Here is a 20,949-nt window from a genome sequence, read left to right as displayed (position 1 = left end):
CACGAACAGCAAATCCGGATGACCGCGCGATGTTGCACCCCGCGCGGCGCTCGCTTAGGCAGGGCTCCATGAAACTGATCATCGGCAATAAAGCCTATTCCTCCTGGTCGCTGCGCGGCTGGCTTGCGTGCAAGCAGTCGGGCCTGCTGTTCGAGGAAGCGGTCGTGCCGCTCTACGATGCCGAATGGGACAAGCGCCGCGAGGGCGACGAATTCGCGCCCTCCTCGGGCAAGGTGCCGATCCTGTGGGACGGCGATGCGGTGGTGTGGGACAGCCTCGCCATCGTCGAATATCTCGCCGAAAAGACCAGCCGCGACCTGTTCTGGCCCGAGGACGCCGCCGCACGCGCGATGGCGCGGTCGATGGCGGCGGAAATGCACTCGAGCTTCACCGCCTTGCGCCGCAAGCACAGCATGAACGTCCGGCAGATCTTCCCGCCGCAACGCCCCGATGAGGACGTTCTGGCCGATCTCGGGCGGATCATGGAGCTATGGGCGCAGGCCCGCGCGCGCTTCGGCGGCGACGGCGACTTCCTGTTCGGCGCGTTCGGCGCGGCGGACATCATGTACGCCCCCGTCGTCACCCGGATCGTTACCTATTCGCTCCCGGTCGCGCGCTTTGCCACCTCCTATATGGACGCGGTGCTGCATCACCCCTTTATGCAGGACTGGATCGCCTCGGCGCAGGAAGAGGAGTGGGTGATCGAACAGTTCGAACAGCCCGCAACGCGGGCCTGACGAATCACGGCACGCGCGTCGTCGCATAGGGCGTGCCGTCCTTATGCTCATAGCCCTCGGCGGTGAAGCGCAGGTCGATATCGGGATAGTCCCCGCCAAGCCGCCGCTCACCCGCCCCGATCGCGACAAACACGCAATCGTGCTCTGTACGGTTCTGCAAATGATGCCCGTCGCGCACCCCGGCCGGGAAGGTTGCAATGTCGCCGGCGCGCAGCAGCGTCTCGCCGCCATCCTCGACCAGCACTGCCTCGCCCGACAGCATCACCACCATCTCGTCCTCGTCATCATGCCAGTGGCGCTGCGACGACCAGGCACCGGGTTTGAGCGTAACATGACTCGCCCCGAAGCTTTTCAACCCAGACACCGGTGCCAGCCGACGATACCAGCGCTGCGCCACCGGCGCATCAAACGGTGGCGGATAGCCGGTCGCGTTGGTTTGCGGGATTGTGTCGAGATCGAGCTTGGGCAATGTCGCCTCCCATGAAGGATAGTCTTTTGCCCGATCCGCTCGACCTCGCCAAGGCGCTGCTCGCTTGCGAAAGCATCACGCCCGCCCAGGGAGCGGTGTTCGATGTGCTGGAGGCCGCGCTGCTGCCGCTCGGTTTCACGGTCGACCGCTTCATCGCGGGGTCCGCGCCCGATGGCCCGGTCGAAAACCTGCTGGCAACGCGGAGCGGCGAGGGCACGCACGTCGCTTTTGCCGGGCATCTCGATGTGGTCCCGCCGGGCGAGGGCTGGGCCAGCGGGGCGTTCGTGCCGGAGGTGCGCGGTGGCCTGCTCTACGGGCGCGGCGCGGTCGACATGAAGGGCGCGATCGCCGCCTTCGTCACAGCCATCCCGCCCGAACCCGGCATACCGCTCAGCCTCATCATCACCGGCGACGAGGAAGGGCCTGCCATTTTCGGCACCCGCGCGCTGATCGAGCGGATGGCGGAAACAAGCGTGCGGCCCGATGTGTGTCTGGTCGGCGAGCCCACGTCCGCCGCGCGGCTGGGCGACACCGTCAAGATCGGGCGGCGCGGGTCGGTCAACATCTGGATCGGGGTGCCGGGCAAGCAAGGCCATGTCGCCTACCCCCACCTTGCCGACAATCCGATCCCGCGGCTGGTCGCGATGCTGGCCGAAATCGATGCGATCGTGCTCGATCACGGCAATGCCTGGTTTCAGGCGTCCAATATCGAGGTGACCGACATCACCGTTGGCAACCCCGCCACCAACGTCATCCCCGCCCGCGCCGAGGCCCGGCTCAGCATCCGCTTCAACGACGAACAGCGCGGGGCCGATCTCGCCGACCGAATCGAAGCAATCGTCAAGCGCCACGATCCCGCCGCCACGATGGTCGCGCGCATTTCGGGCGAGGCGTTTCTCACCGCGCCCGGCCCCTTCTCCGATCTGATCGGCGATGCGATCGCCGCGCAGACCGGCAGTCGTCCCGAGCTTTCCACCACCGGCGGCACGTCTGACGCGCGCTTCCTGTCGGCGCTGTGCCCGACGGTGGAATTCGGCCTGCTCAACGCGACGATGCACAAGCTGGACGAAGCGGTGGCGTTGGATGACTTGGTCGCACTGACCCAAATCTACCGCGACATTATCGTGCGCGTCGCTGCCCTGTAACCGATTCAAACGACTCAAGATTCCCCGCGACTCGTGGTGACTCCTCGGTTTGTGTGGACGCGAGTCTGCGGAATGGGTAAGCTCGGGCTTAACCATAACGGCACGCAGGCATGGCGATCGACCCCTGGTTCCCCATTGCAATCCTCTGCAGCCTGGCGGGATACGGATCGTATCTCGCCGGGCTGCGGCGGCAATTGGTGCAACCCAATCGCGCCTCCTGGCTGATCTGGACGGCGGCGACCGCAGTCGAAGCCGCCACCTATGCCGCGGTCAACCCCGCCGCGCTGCAAGGCTGGGTGTTCGCGCTCTCGACGCTTGCGTGCCTGGTGGTAACGATCGGCATCTGGCGGCGTTCGACCTGGAGTGCGCCGTCGCGCGGCGAAGTGGCGTGCACCGCCGCCTGCCTCGCCGCGTTGGTGGTGTGGATCGTGGCGCGCGATGCCTTTTGGGCGCACATGCTGGTGGTTGCCGCCGTCCCCGTCAGCTTCTGGCCGACCTGGCAGAGCGTAATGGAAGACCGCACGCGCGAACGCTCGCCCGCCTGGGGGCTGTGGACGATCGGCGATCTCGCGACCTTGCTGGTCGCCACGCGCCACGGCGACCAACATGCCGGCGAATATGTCTATATCCTGGTCGAATTGCTGTGCCACGCCAGCGTGTGGTTCATGGTCGGTCTGGCGACGATCAACCCGCTGCGCTCGCTCGGTTTCCGCAACGGGCGTTTCTACGTGCTGGACGCGTATGCCCCCACCGCCAATCTGTTCGCGGTTGGCGAGACGCATCTGGGCAAAGCGGTCTATGCCGCGCAGGGGTTTGCCGAGGGCGACGAGATCATCCGCTTCACTGGTCGCCGCTTCCGCGCCGACCGCGTGCCGAGCCTGATGCGCGGATCGAGCGACCGCTTCGTCCAGGTCACGCCCGAACATTATATGGGTCCGTCGGGCCGCATCGACGATCTTATCAACCATAGCTGTTCGCCCAATGCCGGTCTGCGCTTTGGCGGCAACAGCGTGGTATTGGTCGCCATTCGCGACATCGCGCCGGGCGAGGAAATCGCCTGGGATTATTCGACCACGCTGGCGGAATCGAACTGGCACATGATCTGCCAGTGCCGCAGCCCGGAATGCCGCCGCGTGATCGGCAATTTCTCGACATTGTCGCCCGAGCGGCAGGAATGGTTCCGCGCGCGCAACCTGGTCGCCCCCTATTTGCGGCGCAAGGATGAGATCGCGCTGCCGCGCGAGCGCGCCGCCTAAGCCCCCGCCAACATCGCGCGAATCCGCGCGGCGAGCGTGTCCATCGCGAACGGCTTGGCGATCAACGCCATGCCCGGTTCGAGCGGACCATCCCCAACCACCGCATTTTCGGCAAAGCCCGTGATGAACAGCACCGGCAGGTCCGGGCGGTGCGTGCGGGCGGCATCGGCGACCTGCCGCCCATTCATGCCGCCGGGCAAGCCGACATCGGTGATGAGCAAGTCGATCCGCGCGCGCGATTCCAGCACCTTCAGTGCCTGCTCGCCGGTTTCGGTCTCGATCGCCAAATACCCAAGTTCGCCGAGCAACTCCATGACGAGCATCCGCACGGTCGGCTCATCATCCACCACCAGCACCGTTTCGCCCGCACCAGCCGGGATCGCGGTCCCTGCCCTGGCTGCGGTCAGGTCGGCAGCCTCGCCGATATGGCGCGGCAATAGCAACGTCATCGTCGTACCCCGGTCGCGCGCCGAATCGATCTGCACATGCCCGCCCGATTGTCGCACGAAGCCATAGATCATCGACAGACCAAGCCCCGTCCCCTGCCCCATCGGCTTGGTCGTAAAGAACGGATCGAAGGCGCGCGCGATCACCTCCTGGCTCATGCCCGTGCCCGTATCGGCGACGCTGAGCGAGAGATAGGGGCCTGGCGGCACGTCGCGCTCGCCCGCCGCTGTCGCATCCAGCACGACATTGTGCGTGGTGATCGTCACCGTGCCGCCATCGGGCATGGCATCGCGCGCGTTGATGCACAGGTTGAGCAAAGCGTTCTCAAGCTGGTTCGCGTCCGCCAGGATCGGCCAGCTATCGGCTCCCGTCGAAACATCGAGCGAGATGCTCGGGCCCAGCGTCCCGCGCACCAGATCTTCCATCCCCGCAATCAGCTTGGCCACATCGGTCGGGCGGGGATCGAGCGGTTGGCGGCGCGAGAAAGCGAGCAAACGGTGCGTCAGCGCCGCCGCGCGCGCGGCACCGGATTGCGCCGCACCGATATAGCGCGGCAGATCGTCCATCCGCCCCTGGTTCAGGCGAAGCTGCATCAGTTCCAGCGCGCCCGAAATGCCGGTCAGCAAATTGTTGAAATCGTGCGCCAGGCCGCCGGTCAATTGCCCGACCGCCTCCATCTTCTGCGATTGCCGCAGCCGCTCCTCCAGCTCGCGCTGGCGTGTGACATCGACCCCGACCCCGACCACCTTGCCCGGCTTGCCGCCGGGATCGCGCAGCACATGGTTGCGCGCCATGATCCAGCGCACACTGCCGTCGGGCAATTGCAGCCGATATTCATTGGCACCATCGCCTCCGGTCGCGCGGACATGCGCGATCGTGGCCTGCATGCTGGGCAAATCGTCCGGATGGATACGCCCCATCACGTCCGCCAGCGTAACGCCGCGTGCCACATGCTCGGCGCTGAAGCCATAAAGCGCGGCAAACTCGCTATCGCTCTCGAAGCGATCGTTCGCGAGATCATAGGTCCACACCCCGACCCCATCCATCGCCTGCAACACCATCCGCGTGCGCGTTTCGGCCGCGAGCAACTCCTGATGCTGGCGTCGCTCCTCGGTAATGTCGCGGGCGTTGGAGTAGAGTCGGTCGCCGAACAGCGTGGTTTGCCAAGCAAAGGTGCGATAGTCGCCGGCCTGCGTCCGCAGGCGCTTTTCGAGCCGGTGGGTTCTGCCGGTTGCGGCGATCCGCGCGATCTCGGCGGCACTGCCCCCCGTGTCTTCGGGATGGCGCAACCATTGCGAATCGCGGCCCAATATGTGTTCGGCGGACCACCCCAGCGCGCGTTCCCAAGCCGGGTTCACCGCCAACCATCGCCCATCGTGCGTGGCGATTCCCAGCAAATCCTCGCTCACCTCCCACAGCCGGTCGCGCTCGGCGGTCCGCGCGGCGACTTCGCCTGCCAGATTGGCGTTCAAAGCCCGCAATTGCTCGACCGCCCGTACGCGCGCGACCGCATCCCAGCTGAGTTCGGCAACTTCCTCGATCAGCGCGATCTCGTTGCGGGTCCAATCGCGGGGCTCGGCATGGCTGAGGTAGAAGCCCCCCTGCCATTCGCCTCCGCGCAGCAACGGCACCGTGACCCCGGCTTTGCTGCCGACCAGGGCCAGCGCATCGGCAGGCGGCGCATCGCGGTCATTCGGCGTGCAGAAACTGATCGTCTCGCCTGTCCGCATGGCAGCATCCCAGCGCGCGCCAAAAACGGCAGCCGGAATCGGCCGAGTAAGCGGCGACAATGCTCCGCCAACCCAACCCGCCCGATATTGAACGATGTGATCCTGGGTGACATCGAAGAAGCCCGTCCGATCGACCCCCAGATAGCGGCCCAACGCTTCCGCAGTCAGGTGCATGACGTCGTCGGAATCGCGTTCGACCCGCTGCCGTTCGACCAGGTCCAGTACGAAATCCCGCTCGGTTTTCGCCGCGATCAAGGCGCGTTCGTTCAGCACCTGGGCGGTCACCTCCAGCCCTTGGTTGAGGATGCCGTGGGCGACCCCGTCCTCGTCCAGAATCGGCGAACTGTTATAGCTCCAGAAGGTCTCGGTCGGCACACCGCCGCGCACCATCATCAGACGTTGGGCGACGTGCGAGATCCCCTCCGCCGCCGCCAACGTCTCGCGAAACTGCGCCCCGAGCACCGGCCAGACATCGGGACGCGCCTCCGCTGCGGGACGGCCCAGAGCCCACGGATGGTTGTCCGCCAACACCGTCCACGCATCGTTGTAGAGCAGCCGAAAGTCCGGGCCCCAGTAGATCGCGGTGGGAAAACTGGAACGCAGGCAGAGCCCGACGCTGAGCTTCAGGGCAGCCGGCCAATCCTGCGGGGGCCCGAGCGGGTGCGAGGCCCAGTCGAAATCCCGCAGTAACGCGCCCACCGCGCCGCCGCCGTCGAGGAAGCGCACGCCTGCCCTGCTGCTCGCCGGGTCGGTTTTCGGGTTCTCGGGTGCCATAGCTTTGGTCTCGAACGCTGGCTTTAGCCGGACAGTGCGACGATGGGCGCCAACCCAACCGTGCGGACCCGCATCAACCCTGTCAACATACTACCGTTTTAGCGCAACTGGCGCGAAACGCGGGCGTACGATAAGAAGTTTCATTCGATACCAAATTAAGGCCAAACTTCAGATGCCGCTTCACGACCTCGCGCATTATGGCCTGTCTGCCGACCGTGGGTTCCTGTCCCCTTACGAAATTGATGAGATCGTCTTGCCTGGAGGCTTCGCGCCGGTCGAAGCGGCGGCCGCCAAATTGTCGGGGCTGGTGACCACCGGTCGTATCCGCCACTGGCTCGATGCCCTGCCCATGCCCGACATCGATGCCTTCCTCGCCGCCGCCAGCGACGCCGAAATCGGTCGCGCGATGGTGCGCTATTCGTTTCTCGTTCAGGCCTATGTGTGGGGCGAGCCGACGCCGCTCGCGCGGCTTCCCGCCACTCTCGCGGTGCCGTTTGTCGCGCTGGCGGATCGCATCGGCTTCCCGCCGGTGATGAACTATGCCGGCTATGTGCTCGACAATTGGTACAGGCTCGACAAAAGCGGCCCGATCGCGCTCGATAACCTGGTGATGGACCAGCATTTCGCGGGCGGTCAGGACGAAAACGGGTTTGTGCTGATGCATGTCGTGATCGAGGCGCAGGCCGGCCGCGCGCTCGATCTGGCGGTCAAACTGGTGCGCGCCAGCGATGGCGGCGATGCCGCGACGGTCGAAGCGCTGTTGGCGGAAATGCACCGCGTTTGGGACGCGATCAACGCGACCTTCGATCGCATGGCCGAACAGTGCGACCCTTATATCTATTTCAATCGCATCCGCCCCTATCTCAACGGGTGGAAGAACAATCCCGCTATGCCCGACGGACTGATCTATGACGGCGTTGCCCGCTTCGAGGGCAAGCCGCAGGCGCTACGCGGGCAAACCGGATCGCAAAGCTCGATCGTGCCGACGATGGATGCGCTCTTTCAAGTCGTCCATTCCGGCGACGAACTGCGCGATTTCCTGCTCGAGCTTCACCAATATCGCCCGCGCCTGCACCGCGCCTTTATCGAGGATGTGCAGGCCTCAAGCCGCCTGCGCAGCTTTGCGGTGACGCAGTCGCCGTCGCTGAAAGCGGCGTTCAACGCCTGTGTCGAGCAAGTCGCGCGCTTCCGCAGCCGCCACCTCGAATATGCCGCCGCTTATATCAACAAGCAGGCGAGCAACGCTGCGGGCAACGATCCCGACCTCGGCACTGGCGGCACGCCCTTCATGAAATATCTGAAAAAACACCGCGACGAAAACCGCGCGCAGGTGATTTGACCGAGCGCGCGGCCGCCTACAGCGCGCCCAGATCGATTTCTGCAAAACGGTCGAGCGCCGCGTCTGCGGGCGGCATCGGATATTTCAGGCCGGTCGCACAGTTGAACAATACGACCCGCTCATCCTCATCGACCTCGCCCGTGCGCAGCGCCTCGCGATAGGCAGCAAGTGTCGCGCCGCCTTCAGGGCATAGCAACAGGCCATCTTTCCGGGCGCAGTCATCGACCGCTTTCAGGATCGCGGGGTCACCCACGCCCAGCGCTTTGCCGCCGCTTTCGCGCACCGCGCGCAAGATCAGGAAATCGCCGACCGCCTTGGGCACACGAATCCCCGCAGCAACCGTCGCCGCATCCTCCCAGCGTTCGGCATGCTCCTCGCCCGCCTCAAACGCCCGGACGATCGGCGCGCAGCCGCTGGCCTGCACCGCATACATGCGCGGCCGCTCGGGGCCGATCCAGCCGAGCTGTTCCAACTCATCGAACGCCTTCCACATGCCGATGAGCCCGGTCCCGCCGCCGGTGGGATAGAAGATGGCATCGGGCAGCTTCCAGCCGAACTGCGCGGCCAGCTCCAGCCCCATCGTCTTCTTGCCCTCGATCCGATAGGGCTCCTTCAGCGTCGAGAAATCGAACCAGCGCCCTTCCGCTGCGCCGCGCGCAACGATCGCACCGCAATCGTCGATCAGGCCGTTGACGCGATAGACGCGCGCGCCCTGTTGCGCGATTTCGCGCACATTGATCTCGGGCGTGTCGTCGGGACAGAGCACAATCGTCTCGATCCCGCAGCGCGTTGCGTACGCCGCCAGCGCCGCCCCGGCATTGCCGTTGGTCGGCATAGCGATGCGGGTGACGCCCAGCTCCTTGGCCATCGCCACCGCCATCACCAGCCCGCGCGCCTTGAACGATCCGGTCGGCAAGCGCCCCTCGTCCTTGACCAGCACATTGGGGCTACCCGACGAACGCGGGATCGCGATCAGCGGCGTCTCGATCTCGCCCAGGCTGACGATATCGCGCGTATGCCGCACCGGCAGCACTTCGCGCCAGCGCCACAAATCGGTCGGGCGGGCGGCGATCATCGCCTTGGGGATGGCCGCCTTCACCGCATCCAGATCATAACGCACCAGCAACGGCCGCCCGACGCGCGACAGGCCATGAAGCTGATCGGCTTCATAGCGCTCGCCCGTCATCGAACATTCGAGATGCGTGACAAACGTCGCGCGATCGGCGGTGAGGTTGGCGTTAATCGTCATAAACTACTCGCTATCCTCATGAACGCCCAAACCAACAGCCAGACCGCCATGCCGACACCGGCAAAGAGCAAAGGCATAAACGCGTATGCAAGGGCGGCGACGCGCAGGCTGCGCCCGTAGCCAGGCAAAAAGAGGAACCAGACAAAAACAATCGGCAGCGCGACGAGCCCCAGCATAAACGCGGGATTGACCGCGCGCGGTTCTGCCGAGGCGGCGGTCACCACGTGCCGCCAGCCTCCTCGATCGCTTTCAGCAGCGCGCGCTTGCTCGCGGTGCGGCGGTTGCCGGAATTGCGGGGCATTTCGGTGATGCCGGTTTCGATCCGACGACGCTCGATCTCCGCGACGAATTCGTCAAGCGGGATCGGCTGGGATGTCTTCAACACCGAGGTCGCCACCAGTTTCTTCCCCCAAAAACCGCAAAGCTCTTTCGAAGTCGGGCCGAAGGGACATCATGCAATGATCCCTCGACCCAACACGATCACCCCGCCTTCGCCACGCCCACCAAAGCCGGCCGCAGCAGACGGTCCTTAATCATATAGCCCGACTGCATTTCCTGCACGACGGTGCCGACCGGCTGGTCGCTCGGTACTTCGAACATCGCCTGGTGGAAATTGGGGTCGAGCTTCTCGCCGATCGTCGTCATCTTTTTGATGCCGTGGCGCTGGAACACCGCTTCCAGTTCGCGACCCGTTGCATCCAGCCCAGCGACCAGGCCCTTCAGCTTCTCGTCCTCGCGCAGTTCGGCGGGAATTGCGTCCAGGCCACGCGCAAGATTATCGGCGACCGACAGCAAATCGCGCGCGAACGCCGTCGCGGCATAAGCGCGCGCATCGGCGGCTTCCTTCTCGGCCCGGCGGCGCACATTCTGCGCTTCGGCATGGGCGTACAGGACTTGCGACTTGGCGTCGGCAAGGTCGGCTTCCAGCTTCGCGACCCGCTCCTTCGCGTAATCCTGTTCGGCCACATCGGTCGCGGTTTCGGCGCGCAATTCGCTGGTTAGGTTGATCTTTTCGTCTTCGATCATGTCGTCACACTATCCAATTAGCCCATGAGCCGCGCGAGTGTCGCGGCCGTATAATCCACCATGGGCACGACGCGCGCATAGTTCAACCGTGTCGGCCCAATCACCCCAACAACGCCGACCACGCGACCATCAAGACCACGGAACGGCTTAGTGATGACAGACGACCCGGAAAGCGAGAATAACTTGTTCTCGGCACCAATGAAGATGCGCGTCGCATCGCCCGCGCTCGCGCTGTCGAGCAGCCGCGCGATTTCCTGCTTGCCCTCGAGATCGTCGAGCAACTCGCGCACGCGTTCCAGATCTGCAGCGGCGGTATCGTCGATCAGCCGCGCCTGACCGCGCACGATCAGCACCGGGCGGCGATCGGCGTCCTCGCTCCAGATGGCGAGACCGCGCTCGATCAAGGTGCGCGCGGCCCCGTCCAGCGCGGCGCGTTCGTCCGCCATCTCGCGCTCGAGCTTGGCGCGTGCTTCCACCAGCGTAAGACCGCCAAGCATCGCGCTCATATAATTGCCCGCCTCGATCAAAGCGGAGGGCGGCAGCCCGAGCGGGATATCGATCACGCGGTTTTCGACCGATCCATCATCGCCGACCAGCACTGCCAGCGCCTTGTCCGCCGAAAGCGTGACGAAGCTCATTTGCCGCAACACCAGGTCGCGCTTGGCCACCATCACCATGCCCGCGCACGCCGACAGGCCCGACAGCGCCGCAGTGGTCGCCGCGATCGCCTGTTCGACCGGCCCGGCCTGTTCGATCTGGCGCTCGATCGCGGCGCGTTCTTCGGCCGAGGGTTCGAGCGCCTGCATCATCCCGTCCACGAACAAACGCAGCCCGCTATCGGTCGGCATCCGCCCGGCGCTGGTGTGCGGGGCCGCGAGCAGCCCCAACTCTTCAAGATCCTGCATCACGTTGCGGATCGACGCGGGCGACAAATTAAGCCCTGACAGCTGCGCGATCGTGCGCGACCCGATCGGCGCGCCGGTCGCGAGATAGCTGTCCACCACCACGCGAAACACGTCCCGCGCGCGGTCGTTGAGTTCGGTGATCGAGGCTGAGGTCATGCCCGCTATATGGGGCCAACCTGCCTTTCGCTCAACTAGCCCCAAATCAGAACGGTTCGTCGAGGCTGATCGAGATCAGTACTTTTTCGGGGAACCAGATCGCGCCCCCGGCGCGTTATTGGCACACGCCATCAGGAGAGATCAATGTCCGACGTCAATACTGACGACGCACCCCTTTCTGCGTCGAAGCACACCGCCGCCGCAATCGATACGGCAACCGAATCCCTCATCGAAAAGCGCGGTGATACTATGGTCGGACGCGCCGTGACCATCAATCGCCCCCGCGCTGAGCTGTTCGCCTACTTCCGTGACTTCACGAACCTTGCACATTTCATGGAAAATGTCGAACGGATCGAGGTGATCGACGCCAAACGCTCGCATTGGGTGGTCAAGGCACCCGGCGGCCGCACGGTCGAATGGGATGCGCTCATTACCGATGAAGTGGAGGGCGAATATCTGGCCTGGGCGTCGCAACCGGGCGCGGACGTCGCCAATAGCGGGCGCATCGATTTTCGCGATGCGGGTGCCCGCGGCACCGTGGTCACTGCCACGCTGCTCTACGATCCGCCTTATGGCGTGGTCGGCAAGCTGATCGCCAAGCTGTTTCAGCGCGAACCCGCAATCCAGGCGCGGCGCGACCTGCGCCGCTTCAAGCAACTGATGGAAACCGGCGAAGTCGCCACCGCGGCGCGAACCCGAAAGCAATTTGAAGAGGAAATGGCCTGATGCGCGCACTCACCTGGCACGGTCGCCACGACGTCCGCGTCGATACCGTCGACGACCCCGAAATCATCAACCCGCGCGACGCGATCATCAAGATCACCGCCACCGCCATCTGCGGCTCCGACCTGCATCTCTATGACGGCTATATCCCGACGATGCAGGCAGGCGACATTCTCGGCCATGAATTCATGGGCGAGGTCGTCGAAACCGGCTCGGGATCAACGTTGAAGAAGGGCCAGAAGGTCGTCGTCCCGTTCACCATCGCCTGCGGCAGCTGCTACCATTGCGGCAAACACCAATATTCGGCATGCGACAACGGATTGCCCGCCGACAATCAGGACATTGCGCAAACGCTGTACGGCCAGCCGATGTCGGGCCTGTTCGGCTATAGCCACATGACTGGCGGCTATGCCGGCGGCCAGGCGGAATATGTCCGCGTGCCGTTCAGCGACGTCGGCCCGATCGTCATTCCTGACGGGATCGATGACGAGAAGGTGCTGTTCCTGTCCGACATCCTGCCGACCGGATGGATGGCGGCCGAAAATGCCGATATCGAACCCGGCGACACCGTCGCGGTGTGGGGCTGCGGCCCGGTCGGGCTGTTCGCGGTGCAATCGGCCTTCCTGATGGGGGCCGAGCGCGTCATCGCCATCGATCATTTCCCGCACCGGCTCGACCTCGCCCGCAAGTTCGGCGCGGAGACGATCAATTTCGAGGATTCGGCGGTCTATGAGGCGCTGATGGAGATGACCGGCGGGATCGGTCCCGATGCGGTGATCGACAGCGTCGGGCTGGAGGCACACGGCTTCTTCGTCGACAATGTCATCGACCAGATCAAGAAGTCGACCTTCCTCGGCACCGATCGCACCCATTCGATCCGCCAGGCGATCTTCGCCTGTCGCAAGGGCGGCCGCGTATCGATGCCCGCCGTTTATGGCGGCTTCGTCGACAAGTTCCCGCTCGGCGCGTTCATGGAGAAGGGCCTGACATTAAAGACCGGCCAGACCCATGTGCAGCATTATCTGCCCGGGCTGCTGGCGGCGATCCTTGAGGAGAAGATCGACACCACCTTCCTCATCTCGCACCGCCTCGCGCTAGAAGACGCGCCCAAGGGCTACAAGATGTTCCACGACAACCAGAATGAGGTGACCAAGGTCGTGCTGAAGCCCGGCCTGGCCCTGGCGTAACGCCACCTTTCTCCCCTCCCGCTGGCGGGAGGGGAGCAGCATCATGGAGAGAGACATGCCCAACAAATTTGCCATCATCACCGGCGCATCGACCGGGATCGGCTTTGAACTCGCCTCGCTCGCCGCGCAGAATGGGTACGACATCCTCGTCGTCGCCAATGAAGCGCTGATCGACGCCGCCGCTGCCGATTTCAAACAGTTCGGCACCACCGTCCAATCGATCAATGCCGATCTCTCGACCATCGCCGGGGTCGATGATGTGCTCGCCGCCACGGGCGGTCGCACGATCGACTTGCTCTTCGCCAATGCCGGCACGGGCACGGGCGGTGCTTTTCTCGACCAGGATGTAGCGGCGTGGCGCTTCGCCGTGGACACCAACATCACGGGCACGCTTTATCTCGTTCAGCGCGTGCTGAAGGACATGGTCGCGCGCGATGCTGGCAAGATCCTCGTGACAGGCTCGATCGCCGGCTACATCCCCGGCGCGTTCAACGCGGTCTATAACGGCACCAAGGCCTTTATCGACAATTTCACCGAAGCGCTGCGCAACGAGATCAAGGAGTCGAAGGGCGTGACGCTGACCACTCTAATGCCCGGGGCGACCGAGACCGAATTCTTCGATCGTGCCGGCATGGAGGACACCAGCGTCGGCCAGGCCAAAAAGGATGATCCCGCCAAGGTCGCCAAGGATGGCTGGGATGCCCTGATGAGCGGCAAGGGCCATATCGTGTCGGGCTTGCACAACAAGCTGCAGGTCGCGGCAGCCGGTGTGGTGCCACAGTCGGTCCTCGCCGAGGCGCATCGCCATATGGCCGAACCCGGCAGCGGGAAAGACTGAAGCGCAGGGCTAGTCGCGGTCGCGCTGCACCGTCCACACTTGCTCGCCTACCACCGTATCGGGGATCGGCTGGCCCGCGGCATTGCGGGTCGGCCGATAGCGCAATTTGTCGATGATCAACTGGCACGTGGCGGCATCGAGCGCGGCATTGCCGCTCGACCGGGTGATACGGCACCCCGTCACGCGCCCTTTGACGCCAACGTCAAATTCCATTTCGACCGTGCCCGAAACCCCCGCTTCATACAGCGGCCGCGGCAAATCGCGGTAGCGCAGTTCGCCGTGGATCAGCCGCAGCGGGATTTCCCCGCCACCGCCGCCATCGCCGTCGCCGCCGGATCCGCTGCCAGAGCCATTGCCCTGCCCGCCGCTGCCCGTACCCGGCCCGATCACCGGCGCGGCACCCGCCGATCGCTCCGCGCCAACCCCGGCGATCGGCGCGACCACCACGGGCGGCGGCGGGGTGTGAAGGACGATCGGCGGCGCCACCACCTCGCTCGCCTTGGCCTTCAAATTCGGGGGAGAGGCGGCGCCTTCCTTGTGCTTCTGCGCCTGGCGTGGGGCTGGCACCACATCCGGCTTGGGCGGCGGTGCCGGGGGGGCGACGACGAACGCCTTCAGATCCTCGACCATCTTCGTGCGGAAATCCACCGACAGCCCGTTAACCAAACCATAGCCGATCGCGACGACAAGCAAGGCGGCACCCCCCGCGCCCTTGATGCGGTCCTGACTCGAAGGCTGATAGCTATGCATCGCGTCGGCGTGGCTCCAATATCCAGGTCCCCCAGATAGGGGTGACACCGCCCCAACGCACGGGTACGGCGACGCGACCCATTTTCAGGAGACTCCCGATGCGCCCCAGCGGCCGTACCCCCGACCAAATGCGCGCGATCACCATCACGCCCCATTTCACGCGCCATGCCGAAGGATCGGTGCTGATCGGCTTCGGTGACACCAAGGTGCTGGTCACCGCCTCGATCGAGGAAAAGGTGCCGCCGTTCCTGCGCGGCAAGGGCGAAGGCTGGGTCACCGCCGAATATGGCATGCTCCCGCGCGCCACCCACACGCGTGGCAGCCGTGAAGCCGCCAAGGGCAAGCAATCCGGCCGCACCCAGGAAATCCAGCGCCTGATCGGCCGTAGCTTGCGCGCCGTCACCGATTTGAAGCTGCTCGGCGAGCGCCAGATCGTGCTCGATTGCGACGTGATCCAGGCCGATGGCGGCACCCGCACCGCCTCGATCTCGGGCGCATGGGTCGCGCTGCGCCTCGCCATTGACGGTTTGCTCGCCACCGGCAAGCTCACCGCCGACCCGCTGACCCAGAAGGTCGCGGCGATTTCGTGCGGCATCTACAAGGGCACGCCGGTGCTCGACCTCGATTATGACGAGGATTCGAACGCCGACGCCGACGCCAATTTCGTCCTGCTCGAAAATGGCAACATCGCCGAAGTGCAGGCGACCGCCGAAGGCGCGACCTATGATGAGGAAGCGCTGCTGCGCTTGCTCCGCCTCGCGCGCATCGGTTGCGCCGACATCTTCGCCGCGCAAGCCAAGGCCGTCGCAAAATGAGCGAGGCCGTGCCGCCGCAAGCGATCCGCAAGCTCGCCCCCGGCAAGCTCGTCATCGCCAGCCACAATGCCGGCAAGGTGCGCGAGATCAACGCGCTCCTTGCCCCTTATGGCATCGAAGCGATCTCGGCGGCCGACCTCGATTTGCCCGAGCCCGAGGAGACCGGCACGACCTTCGTCGCCAATGCCGAATTGAAGGCATTGCAGGCGGCGGATTTGTCGGGCCTCCCCGCGCTGGCCGACGATAGCGGCCTGTGCGTCGATGCGCTGGGCGGCGATCCCGGCGTCTACACCGCCAATTGGGCAGAAACGCCCAATGGCCGCGACTGGACGCTGGCGATGACCAAGGTCGAGCAAGCGCTCGCCGCCAAGGGCCCAGACGCCAGCCGCGACGCGCATTTCGTCTGCGTGCTCGCACTCGCCTGGCCCGACGGTCATGTCCAATGGTTCGAAGGCCGCGCCGACGGCACGCTTACCTGGCCACCACGCGGCGCGGTCGGCTTCGGCTATGATCCGGTGTTCGTGCCGACCGGCAGCGATGTCACTTATGCCGAAATGGACCCGGCGCAGAAGCACGCGATCAGCCACCGCGCGGCGGCGTTCGCGCAGCTGATTGCGGCGGTGCTGTAAACCCCAACCCGTCACCCCGGCCTTCTGCCGGGACCACCGTGCAAGACGCGCAACGCTAAAGTCACGAGACTTCCGCGCGGCTGGGTGGACCCCGGCACCAGGTCGGGGTGACGGACGGCTAGGGACGCATCAATCTCCCGCGTGCTGCCCCACCACATTCCCAGGCGGGGTATAGCGGCACACCAGATAGTCGTCGCGCGCACTGCTCGCGAGCGCACAGCCCATCTGGCTGGTGCGCCGCCAGATGATCTGCGTGTAATGCGCAACATCCTGCCAGCGACCGGTCGTGCTGATGTCGGGCACCGCGCCGGCGCGATAGCTGCGCCCCTCATCGACCCAGAGCTGAACCATCTCGTCGTATCGATAGGCCCCGCGCGACCCCATGAAGAGGTTCTCGCCCTCGGCGATTCGCCCGCGCGGCTCGGCCGAATGTTTGAACTCGCGCGTCGCGGCCAGCACCGCGGCATAGCGCGCAGCGTCCCCGGCGAGTTCGGCATTCCACGCCAGCGGCGGCGCGCCGACTGCGGCGCGCGCGCGATTGTGCCCGTCGAGCAGGGCGCGCTGCAGCAGCGATTCTCCCCGCGCTGCGGGCGCTTCGCTCAATCGTGGCTCGGTCACACGCGGCGGTTGATCGGGGTCGGATGCGACGCATCCCATCAGCAATGCCAGCGGCAGCAAAGCCGGCCAGTGAACGCGCATCTTTCGTAATCTCCCCGACACGCCCATAGGCTCCCGTTGATGAATGCCCCCGAAACGCCCCTGCTAACGCCTCCTTTGGCGCTTTATGTCCATTGGCCATTCTGCGTCTCGAAATGTCCCTATTGCGACTTTAACAGCCATGTCCGTGAAAGCGTCGATCAGGCGGCGTGGCGTGACGCGCTGCTCGCCGACCTTGCTTATGAAGCGCAAGCGCTGCCGGGGCGACGGCTCGGCTCGATCTTCTTCGGTGGCGGCACGCCTTCGCTGATGCCGCCCGAGACGGTCGCGGCAGTGATCGACGCCGCCACCATGCACTGGCCCGCCGAGCCAGATATCGAAATCACGCTGGAGGCGAATCCCTCCTCGGTCGAGGCGGCGCGCTTTGCCGATATTGCGCGCGCCGGGGTCAACCGCGTGTCGCTCGGGCTGCAAGCGCTTGACGATAGCGCGCTCGCCTTTCTCGGCCGCGCGCATGATGTGACCGAGGGCCTCGCCGCGCTCGACACCGCGCAGACCGCCTTTGCGCGCGTCAGCTTCGACCTTATCTACGCCCGCCCCGGCCAGACGCTGGCCGCCTGGGAAGCCGAACTCGCCCGCGCGCTCGCCTTCGGCACCGAGCATCTCTCGCTCTATCAATTGACGATCGAGCCGGGCACGCGCTTCGCGACCGAAGCCGCTGCGGGGCGGATCGTCATTCCCGATGGCGATTCCGCCGCCGATCTGTTCGAGGCGACGCGCGCGATGACGGCGGCGGCGGGGCTTCCGGCTTATGAAATCTCCAACCATGCGCGGCTCGGCGCGGAGAGCCGTCACAACCTCGTTTACTGGCGCTATCGCGATTATGCCGGGGTCGGCCCCGGCGCACATGGCAGGCGGGGCGGCCTTGCGACCGCACGCCACAAGAAGCCCGAAAACTGGATCGGCGCGGTCGCCCGCAACGGCCACGGCGCGCAGATCGAGGAACCGCTCGCGCCAAATGCCCGCGCGACCGAGGCCTTGCTGATGGGCCTGCGCCTGCGCGAAGGCGTCGATCTCGCACGCATCGCGCATCTGGGCGAGACAACGCCCACCGCGCTGATCGACCAGACCGCCGCTGAGCGCCTCGAACAGCAAGGCCTGATCGCCCGCAACGGCGACCATCTGGGCGTCACCGAAGCGGGCATGCTGCTGCTCGACGCAATCCTCCCGCTGATCGTGCGGGGGTAAAGCAAGAAATCACTTCCCCGGCGAAGGCCGGGGCCCAGGTGCGGGACGACCCTTGGGAGAGCACAGCACCCCCTTATTTCGGCCCTCACAACTGGGCCCCGGCGTCCGCCGGGGAAGTGGTTTTCTAAAGCCCCCTCAAGCCACAATCTTGTCCAGCGCCGTACAGAACGTCTTCATCTCCGCGCTCGACCCCACCGTGACGCGGCTGACCGTCGGCCAGATCGGCCAGGACCGCCCGATCTCGATGCTTTCCTTGCGGAACGCCGCCTGCATCTCGCTCGCTTTCTTGGTCTTCCAGTCGATCATGAACATGTTGGCGTTGGTCGGCTTGACGTCGATCCCCTTGGCCTTGAGGTGATCGAGCGTCAGACCGCGCGCGGTCTGCATTTCGGCGCGGCGTGCGGCAATCAGCGGCGCGGCGGTCAGGCTCGCGGTCGCACAGGCGATGCTGGTGACGGGCAACGCGCCCGATTGCATGCCGCCGTCATAGCGCATCATCTTGGCGATGTTCTTGGGGTTGGTGATGATATAGCCGACGCGCAAGCCCGCCATGCCGAACAGCTTGGAGAAGGTCCGCATCACGATCACATCGTCATGCTTCACCGCCAGATACGACGCGACCGGCACGCCCGCGAAATGCGTATAGGCCTCGTCGATCAGCACCATCGATCCGGCCGGCTTGTTGGCGATCAGCCATTCGATGTCGGCCAGCGGCGTGATCGTGCCCGTGGGGTTGTTGGGCGTGCATATATAATAGAGCCCGGCATCGGGATTGGCCGCCAGCATCCCCTTCACGTCATGCGTATAGTCCGCCGTCAGCGGCACCGCGTTGACCGGCGCGCCCAGCCACGCGGCGGTGCGCCCGGCCAGCTCAAAGGTGGGATTGGCGGTGACCAGCCCCTTGGTCGGCGAACAGAAGGTCACGACCGAGCGGCTGAGCGGATCGCTCGACCCCGGCCAGGGCGCGACATGGTCATAAGGGACGTTCTCGACCGCCATCACCGCCTTGATGAAATCGCCGCGCTGGTCCTGCGGCGAATAGCGATTGCCCTGCGCCACCATGTTAGTCGCGGCGAGCGCCCCCGGCGCGAGCGGGCCGGTCCAGCATTCGTTGGCGCCGATCCGCACCTTGGCGGTCGGCGCGGGATCGGGCACCCCGCCCGAGGCCCAGGCCGGGCGACCGATCGACGCCGCCACCGCCCCCACCCCGAACACCGCCGCGATTCGCGCCAGGTCGCGCCGCGCAAAGCCGCGGCTCATCAGATCATCCTGCGATTCTTCATTGAGATAGGTGCTGTGCGTCATCGGATCGGCCCCTGTTTTTGCGAAATCTCCTGTCTCTCCTGCACAGGCTCCCCGGCCCTTGGCGGCGAGTGTTCCGCAAATTCGACACAAAAGCTACATGCTGACGTAGAAAAACTACTTCATTGTTTCAAATGTACGAGATTGCGCGACATTTTACCCGATCGGCGTGATCATTGCCTCCTGTCACTCTGCGCAAACGCGCCTACGCCTTTGCGTTGACTTTTCCGCGCGGGCCGTTAAGGGCACGCACTCTCTCGTCGCGCGTCAGCACGGCGGGACCGTCCGAGACAGTAGGTGACCGGGATTTGCCGGTCTTAATTTCCTGCCGAGACGGGGACAGGATTTTGCCGGGGCGGTTTTTCCGCGACCGGCCTGCCGCCTCCCACCAGGGGCGTCGCTCCCATTCCCCATCGCTGGACAACACCGGATGCGCATTTGCGTGCCCGGTTCGTAACCGGCCTTGCCGTTCGCGGTAAGGTCAAAACGTGGAGAATGGCATGGATCGTGCTCAAAAGACCGAGCTCGTCGCCGAGCTGAACCAGACGTTTGCCGAAGTCGGCGTGGTGGTTGTCACCCGCAACTTGGGCATGACGGTGGCTCAGTCGACCAAGCTGCGTAACGCAATGCGTGACGCAGGGGCGACCTACAAGGTCTCGAAGAACAAGCTTGCCAAGATCGCGCTGGACGGCACCGACTATACCTCGCTGGGCGCTCTGCTCACCGGGCCGGTTGGTCTCGCCAGCTCCATCGACCCTGTCGCAGCCGCCAAGGTGGTTGTCGACTTCGCCAAGACGACCGACAAGTTCGAGATCGTCGGCGGGGCGATGGGCGCGACCGTCCTCGACGTGGACGGCGTGAAGGCGCTCGCGACTCTGCCGTCGCTGGATGAACTGCGTGCCAAGATCGTTGGCCTTCTGGTTGCACCCGCAACCAAGGTCGCGACCATCACCCAGGCTCCTGCGGCACAGCTCGCCCGCGTTCTCATGGCCTATGCCGAGAAGGACAAGGCGGACGCCTGATTTCAGGCCTTCGAGATTACACCCTGAACTGATTTTACTGGAGACTACACATGGCAGACCTCAACGCGCTGGTTGACCAGCTTTCCGCTCTGACCGTCCTCGAGGCGGCTGACCTTTCGAAGCTTCTCGAAGAGAAGTGGGGCGTTTCGGCCGCAGCAGCGGTTGCAGCAGCTCCGGCAGCTGGCGGCGGCGCCGCTGCTCCGGCTGCTGAAGAGCAGACCGAATTCGACGTCATCCTCACCGGCGACGGCGGCAAGAAGATCAACGTCATTAAGGAAGTCCGCGCGATCACCTCGCTCGGCCTGACCGAAGCCAAGACGCTGGTCGAATCCGCTCCGAAGGCGATCAAGGAAGGCGTGTCGAAGGACGAAGCCGCCAAGATCAAGGCTCAGCTGGAAGCAGCCGGCGCAACCGTCGAAGTCAAGTAAGCCGCAGCGGGAGAGACGCTTTAGCCTCGGCTAAAGCGCACTCCCGCAAGGCCGGACGGCGCGGGCCCAGCCCGCGTCCGACGTCATGGGCTTTGCCCATGACCGGCCCGCGACACA

The 20,949-nt window shown here is 65.0% G+C and carries 22 protein-coding genes; 12 read left to right on the top strand and 10 right to left on the bottom strand.

Annotated elements, in window-relative coordinates; genetic code table 11:
* The first annotated feature begins 68 nt into the window (after window positions 1-68).
* Window positions 69-737 carry a glutathione S-transferase family protein gene (locus H4W01_RS04165; RefSeq protein ID WP_209610019.1) on the top strand — a complete coding sequence of 223 codons (669 nt, stop codon included), beginning with the start codon at window positions 69-71 and terminating at the stop codon, window positions 735-737.
* A gap of 4 nt (window positions 738-741) precedes the next feature.
* On the opposite strand, the gene H4W01_RS04160 is transcribed toward H4W01_RS04165, so the two are convergent.
* Window positions 742-1,206: a cupin domain-containing protein gene (locus tag H4W01_RS04160; RefSeq protein ID WP_209610018.1), complete on the bottom strand. Its 465-nt coding sequence runs from the start codon at window positions 1,204-1,206 to the stop codon at window positions 742-744.
* Window positions 1,207-1,217: 11 nt separating this feature from the next.
* Here H4W01_RS04160 and dapE point away from each other — a divergent pair, with 11 nt between their 5' ends.
* Together dapE and H4W01_RS04150 are read left to right on the top strand one after the other, a co-directional pair.
* Entirely contained in the window at window positions 1,218-2,351 is a 1,134-nt protein-coding gene (gene dapE / locus H4W01_RS04155) for a succinyl-diaminopimelate desuccinylase (RefSeq protein WP_209610017.1), read from the top strand.
* A gap of 110 nt (window positions 2,352-2,461) precedes the next feature.
* Window positions 2,462-3,607: an SET domain-containing protein gene (locus H4W01_RS04150; protein WP_209610016.1), complete on the top strand. Its 1,146-nt coding sequence runs from the start codon at window positions 2,462-2,464 to the stop codon at window positions 3,605-3,607.
* On the opposite strand, the gene H4W01_RS04145 is transcribed toward H4W01_RS04150, so the two are convergent.
* Complete coding sequence (locus H4W01_RS04145; protein ID WP_209610015.1) at window positions 3,604-6,558, bottom strand: PAS domain-containing protein; 2,955 nt, start codon at window positions 6,556-6,558, stop codon at window positions 3,604-3,606. The two genes, H4W01_RS04150 and H4W01_RS04145, sit on opposite strands and share 4 nt — an antisense overlap.
* 172 nt (window positions 6,559-6,730) lie before the next feature.
* Here H4W01_RS04145 and H4W01_RS04140 point away from each other — a divergent pair, with 172 nt between their 5' ends.
* Complete coding sequence (locus H4W01_RS04140; RefSeq protein ID WP_209610014.1) at window positions 6,731-7,897, top strand: indoleamine 2,3-dioxygenase; 1,167 nt, start codon at window positions 6,731-6,733, stop codon at window positions 7,895-7,897.
* 16 nt (window positions 7,898-7,913) lie between these two features.
* On the opposite strand, the gene H4W01_RS04135 is transcribed toward H4W01_RS04140, so the two are convergent.
* The 5 genes from H4W01_RS04135 to hrcA form a co-directional block, all read right to left on the bottom strand.
* Entirely contained in the window at window positions 7,914-9,146 is a 1,233-nt protein-coding gene (locus tag H4W01_RS04135; RefSeq protein ID WP_209610013.1) for a threonine synthase, read from the bottom strand.
* Window positions 9,143-9,367 carry a hypothetical protein gene (locus H4W01_RS04130; RefSeq protein WP_209610012.1) on the bottom strand — a complete coding sequence of 75 codons (225 nt, stop codon included), beginning with the start codon at window positions 9,365-9,367 and terminating at the stop codon, window positions 9,143-9,145. Before H4W01_RS04130 ends, H4W01_RS04135 begins: the two co-directional genes overlap by 4 nt.
* Window positions 9,364-9,531, bottom strand: a complete 168-nt coding sequence (locus H4W01_RS04125) for a hypothetical protein (RefSeq protein WP_245535590.1) — start codon at window positions 9,529-9,531, stop codon at window positions 9,364-9,366. Before H4W01_RS04125 ends, H4W01_RS04130 begins: the two co-directional genes overlap by 4 nt.
* Window positions 9,532-9,626: 95 nt before the next feature.
* Complete coding sequence (gene grpE / locus H4W01_RS04120) at window positions 9,627-10,172, bottom strand: nucleotide exchange factor GrpE (RefSeq protein WP_209610011.1); 546 nt, start codon at window positions 10,170-10,172, stop codon at window positions 9,627-9,629.
* Between the two features lie 17 nt (window positions 10,173-10,189).
* Complete coding sequence (hrcA, locus tag H4W01_RS04115; RefSeq protein ID WP_010407654.1) at window positions 10,190-11,233, bottom strand: heat-inducible transcriptional repressor HrcA; 1,044 nt, start codon at window positions 11,231-11,233, stop codon at window positions 10,190-10,192.
* 144 nt (window positions 11,234-11,377) lie between these two features.
* Here hrcA and H4W01_RS04110 point away from each other — a divergent pair, with 144 nt between their 5' ends.
* From H4W01_RS04110 to H4W01_RS04100, 3 genes are read left to right on the top strand one after another with little or no spacing between them, the layout of a single operon-like run.
* Entirely contained in the window at window positions 11,378-11,959 is a 582-nt protein-coding gene (locus tag H4W01_RS04110) for an SRPBCC family protein (protein ID WP_209610010.1), read from the top strand.
* Window positions 11,959-13,143: a zinc-dependent alcohol dehydrogenase gene (locus H4W01_RS04105; protein WP_209610009.1), complete on the top strand. Its 1,185-nt coding sequence runs from the start codon at window positions 11,959-11,961 to the stop codon at window positions 13,141-13,143. The genes H4W01_RS04110 and H4W01_RS04105 overlap by 1 nt, the downstream gene beginning before the upstream one ends.
* 55 nt (window positions 13,144-13,198) lie before the next feature.
* Complete coding sequence (locus tag H4W01_RS04100; protein ID WP_209610008.1) at window positions 13,199-13,981, top strand: SDR family NAD(P)-dependent oxidoreductase; 783 nt, start codon at window positions 13,199-13,201, stop codon at window positions 13,979-13,981.
* 9 nt (window positions 13,982-13,990) lie between these two features.
* Here the strand turns inward: H4W01_RS04100 and H4W01_RS04095 are convergent, their stop codons facing one another.
* On the bottom strand, window positions 13,991-14,731 hold the full coding sequence (locus H4W01_RS04095) for an energy transducer TonB (protein WP_209610007.1): 741 nt from the start codon (window positions 14,729-14,731) through the stop codon (window positions 13,991-13,993).
* Window positions 14,732-14,829: 98 nt separating this feature from the next.
* Between H4W01_RS04095 and rph the strand changes: the two genes are divergently transcribed.
* Window positions 14,830-15,546, top strand: a complete 717-nt coding sequence (gene rph, locus H4W01_RS04090; RefSeq protein WP_010407647.1) for a ribonuclease PH — start codon at window positions 14,830-14,832, stop codon at window positions 15,544-15,546.
* The gene (gene rdgB / locus H4W01_RS04085; RefSeq protein ID WP_209610006.1) at window positions 15,543-16,175 is read left to right on the top strand and encodes an RdgB/HAM1 family non-canonical purine NTP pyrophosphatase; all 633 of its coding nucleotides are present in this window, start codon (window positions 15,543-15,545) and stop codon (window positions 16,173-16,175) included. Before rph ends, rdgB begins: the two co-directional genes overlap by 4 nt.
* Window positions 16,176-16,304: 129 nt before the next feature.
* Here the strand turns inward: rdgB and H4W01_RS04080 are convergent, their stop codons facing one another.
* A complete protein-coding gene (locus H4W01_RS04080) occupies window positions 16,305-16,874 on the bottom strand; it encodes a CAP domain-containing protein (RefSeq protein ID WP_209610005.1) in 570 nt (189 codons plus the stop codon).
* 39 nt (window positions 16,875-16,913) lie between these two features.
* Between H4W01_RS04080 and hemW the strand changes: the two genes are divergently transcribed.
* The gene (gene hemW, locus H4W01_RS04075; RefSeq protein ID WP_209610004.1) at window positions 16,914-18,080 is read left to right on the top strand and encodes a radical SAM family heme chaperone HemW; all 1,167 of its coding nucleotides are present in this window, start codon (window positions 16,914-16,916) and stop codon (window positions 18,078-18,080) included.
* Between the two features lie 135 nt (window positions 18,081-18,215).
* Here the strand turns inward: hemW and H4W01_RS04070 are convergent, their stop codons facing one another.
* Window positions 18,216-19,385 (bottom strand): pyridoxal phosphate-dependent aminotransferase, encoded by a 1,170-nt coding sequence (locus tag H4W01_RS04070; RefSeq protein ID WP_209610003.1) that lies wholly within the window; start codon window positions 19,383-19,385, stop codon window positions 18,216-18,218.
* A 497-nt stretch (window positions 19,386-19,882) separates the two neighbouring features.
* Here H4W01_RS04070 and rplJ point away from each other — a divergent pair, with 497 nt between their 5' ends.
* Window positions 19,883-20,404: a 50S ribosomal protein L10 gene (gene rplJ, locus H4W01_RS04065; RefSeq protein WP_010407637.1), complete on the top strand. Its 522-nt coding sequence runs from the start codon at window positions 19,883-19,885 to the stop codon at window positions 20,402-20,404.
* Window positions 20,405-20,454: 50 nt separating this feature from the next.
* Window positions 20,455-20,832: a 50S ribosomal protein L7/L12 gene (gene rplL / locus H4W01_RS04060; protein WP_010407636.1), complete on the top strand. Its 378-nt coding sequence runs from the start codon at window positions 20,455-20,457 to the stop codon at window positions 20,830-20,832.
* Window positions 20,833-20,949 lie beyond the last annotated feature (117 nt).

Origin of the sequence: Sphingomonas sp. PL20 (assembly GCF_017875905.1) — a bacterium.
GTDB classification, from domain to species: Bacteria; Pseudomonadota; Alphaproteobacteria; order Sphingomonadales; family Sphingomonadaceae; genus Sphingomonas; species Sphingomonas echinoides.
Note: the sequence above shows the minus strand (reverse complement) of the source record. Positions and strands in the feature narration are given on the sequence as shown.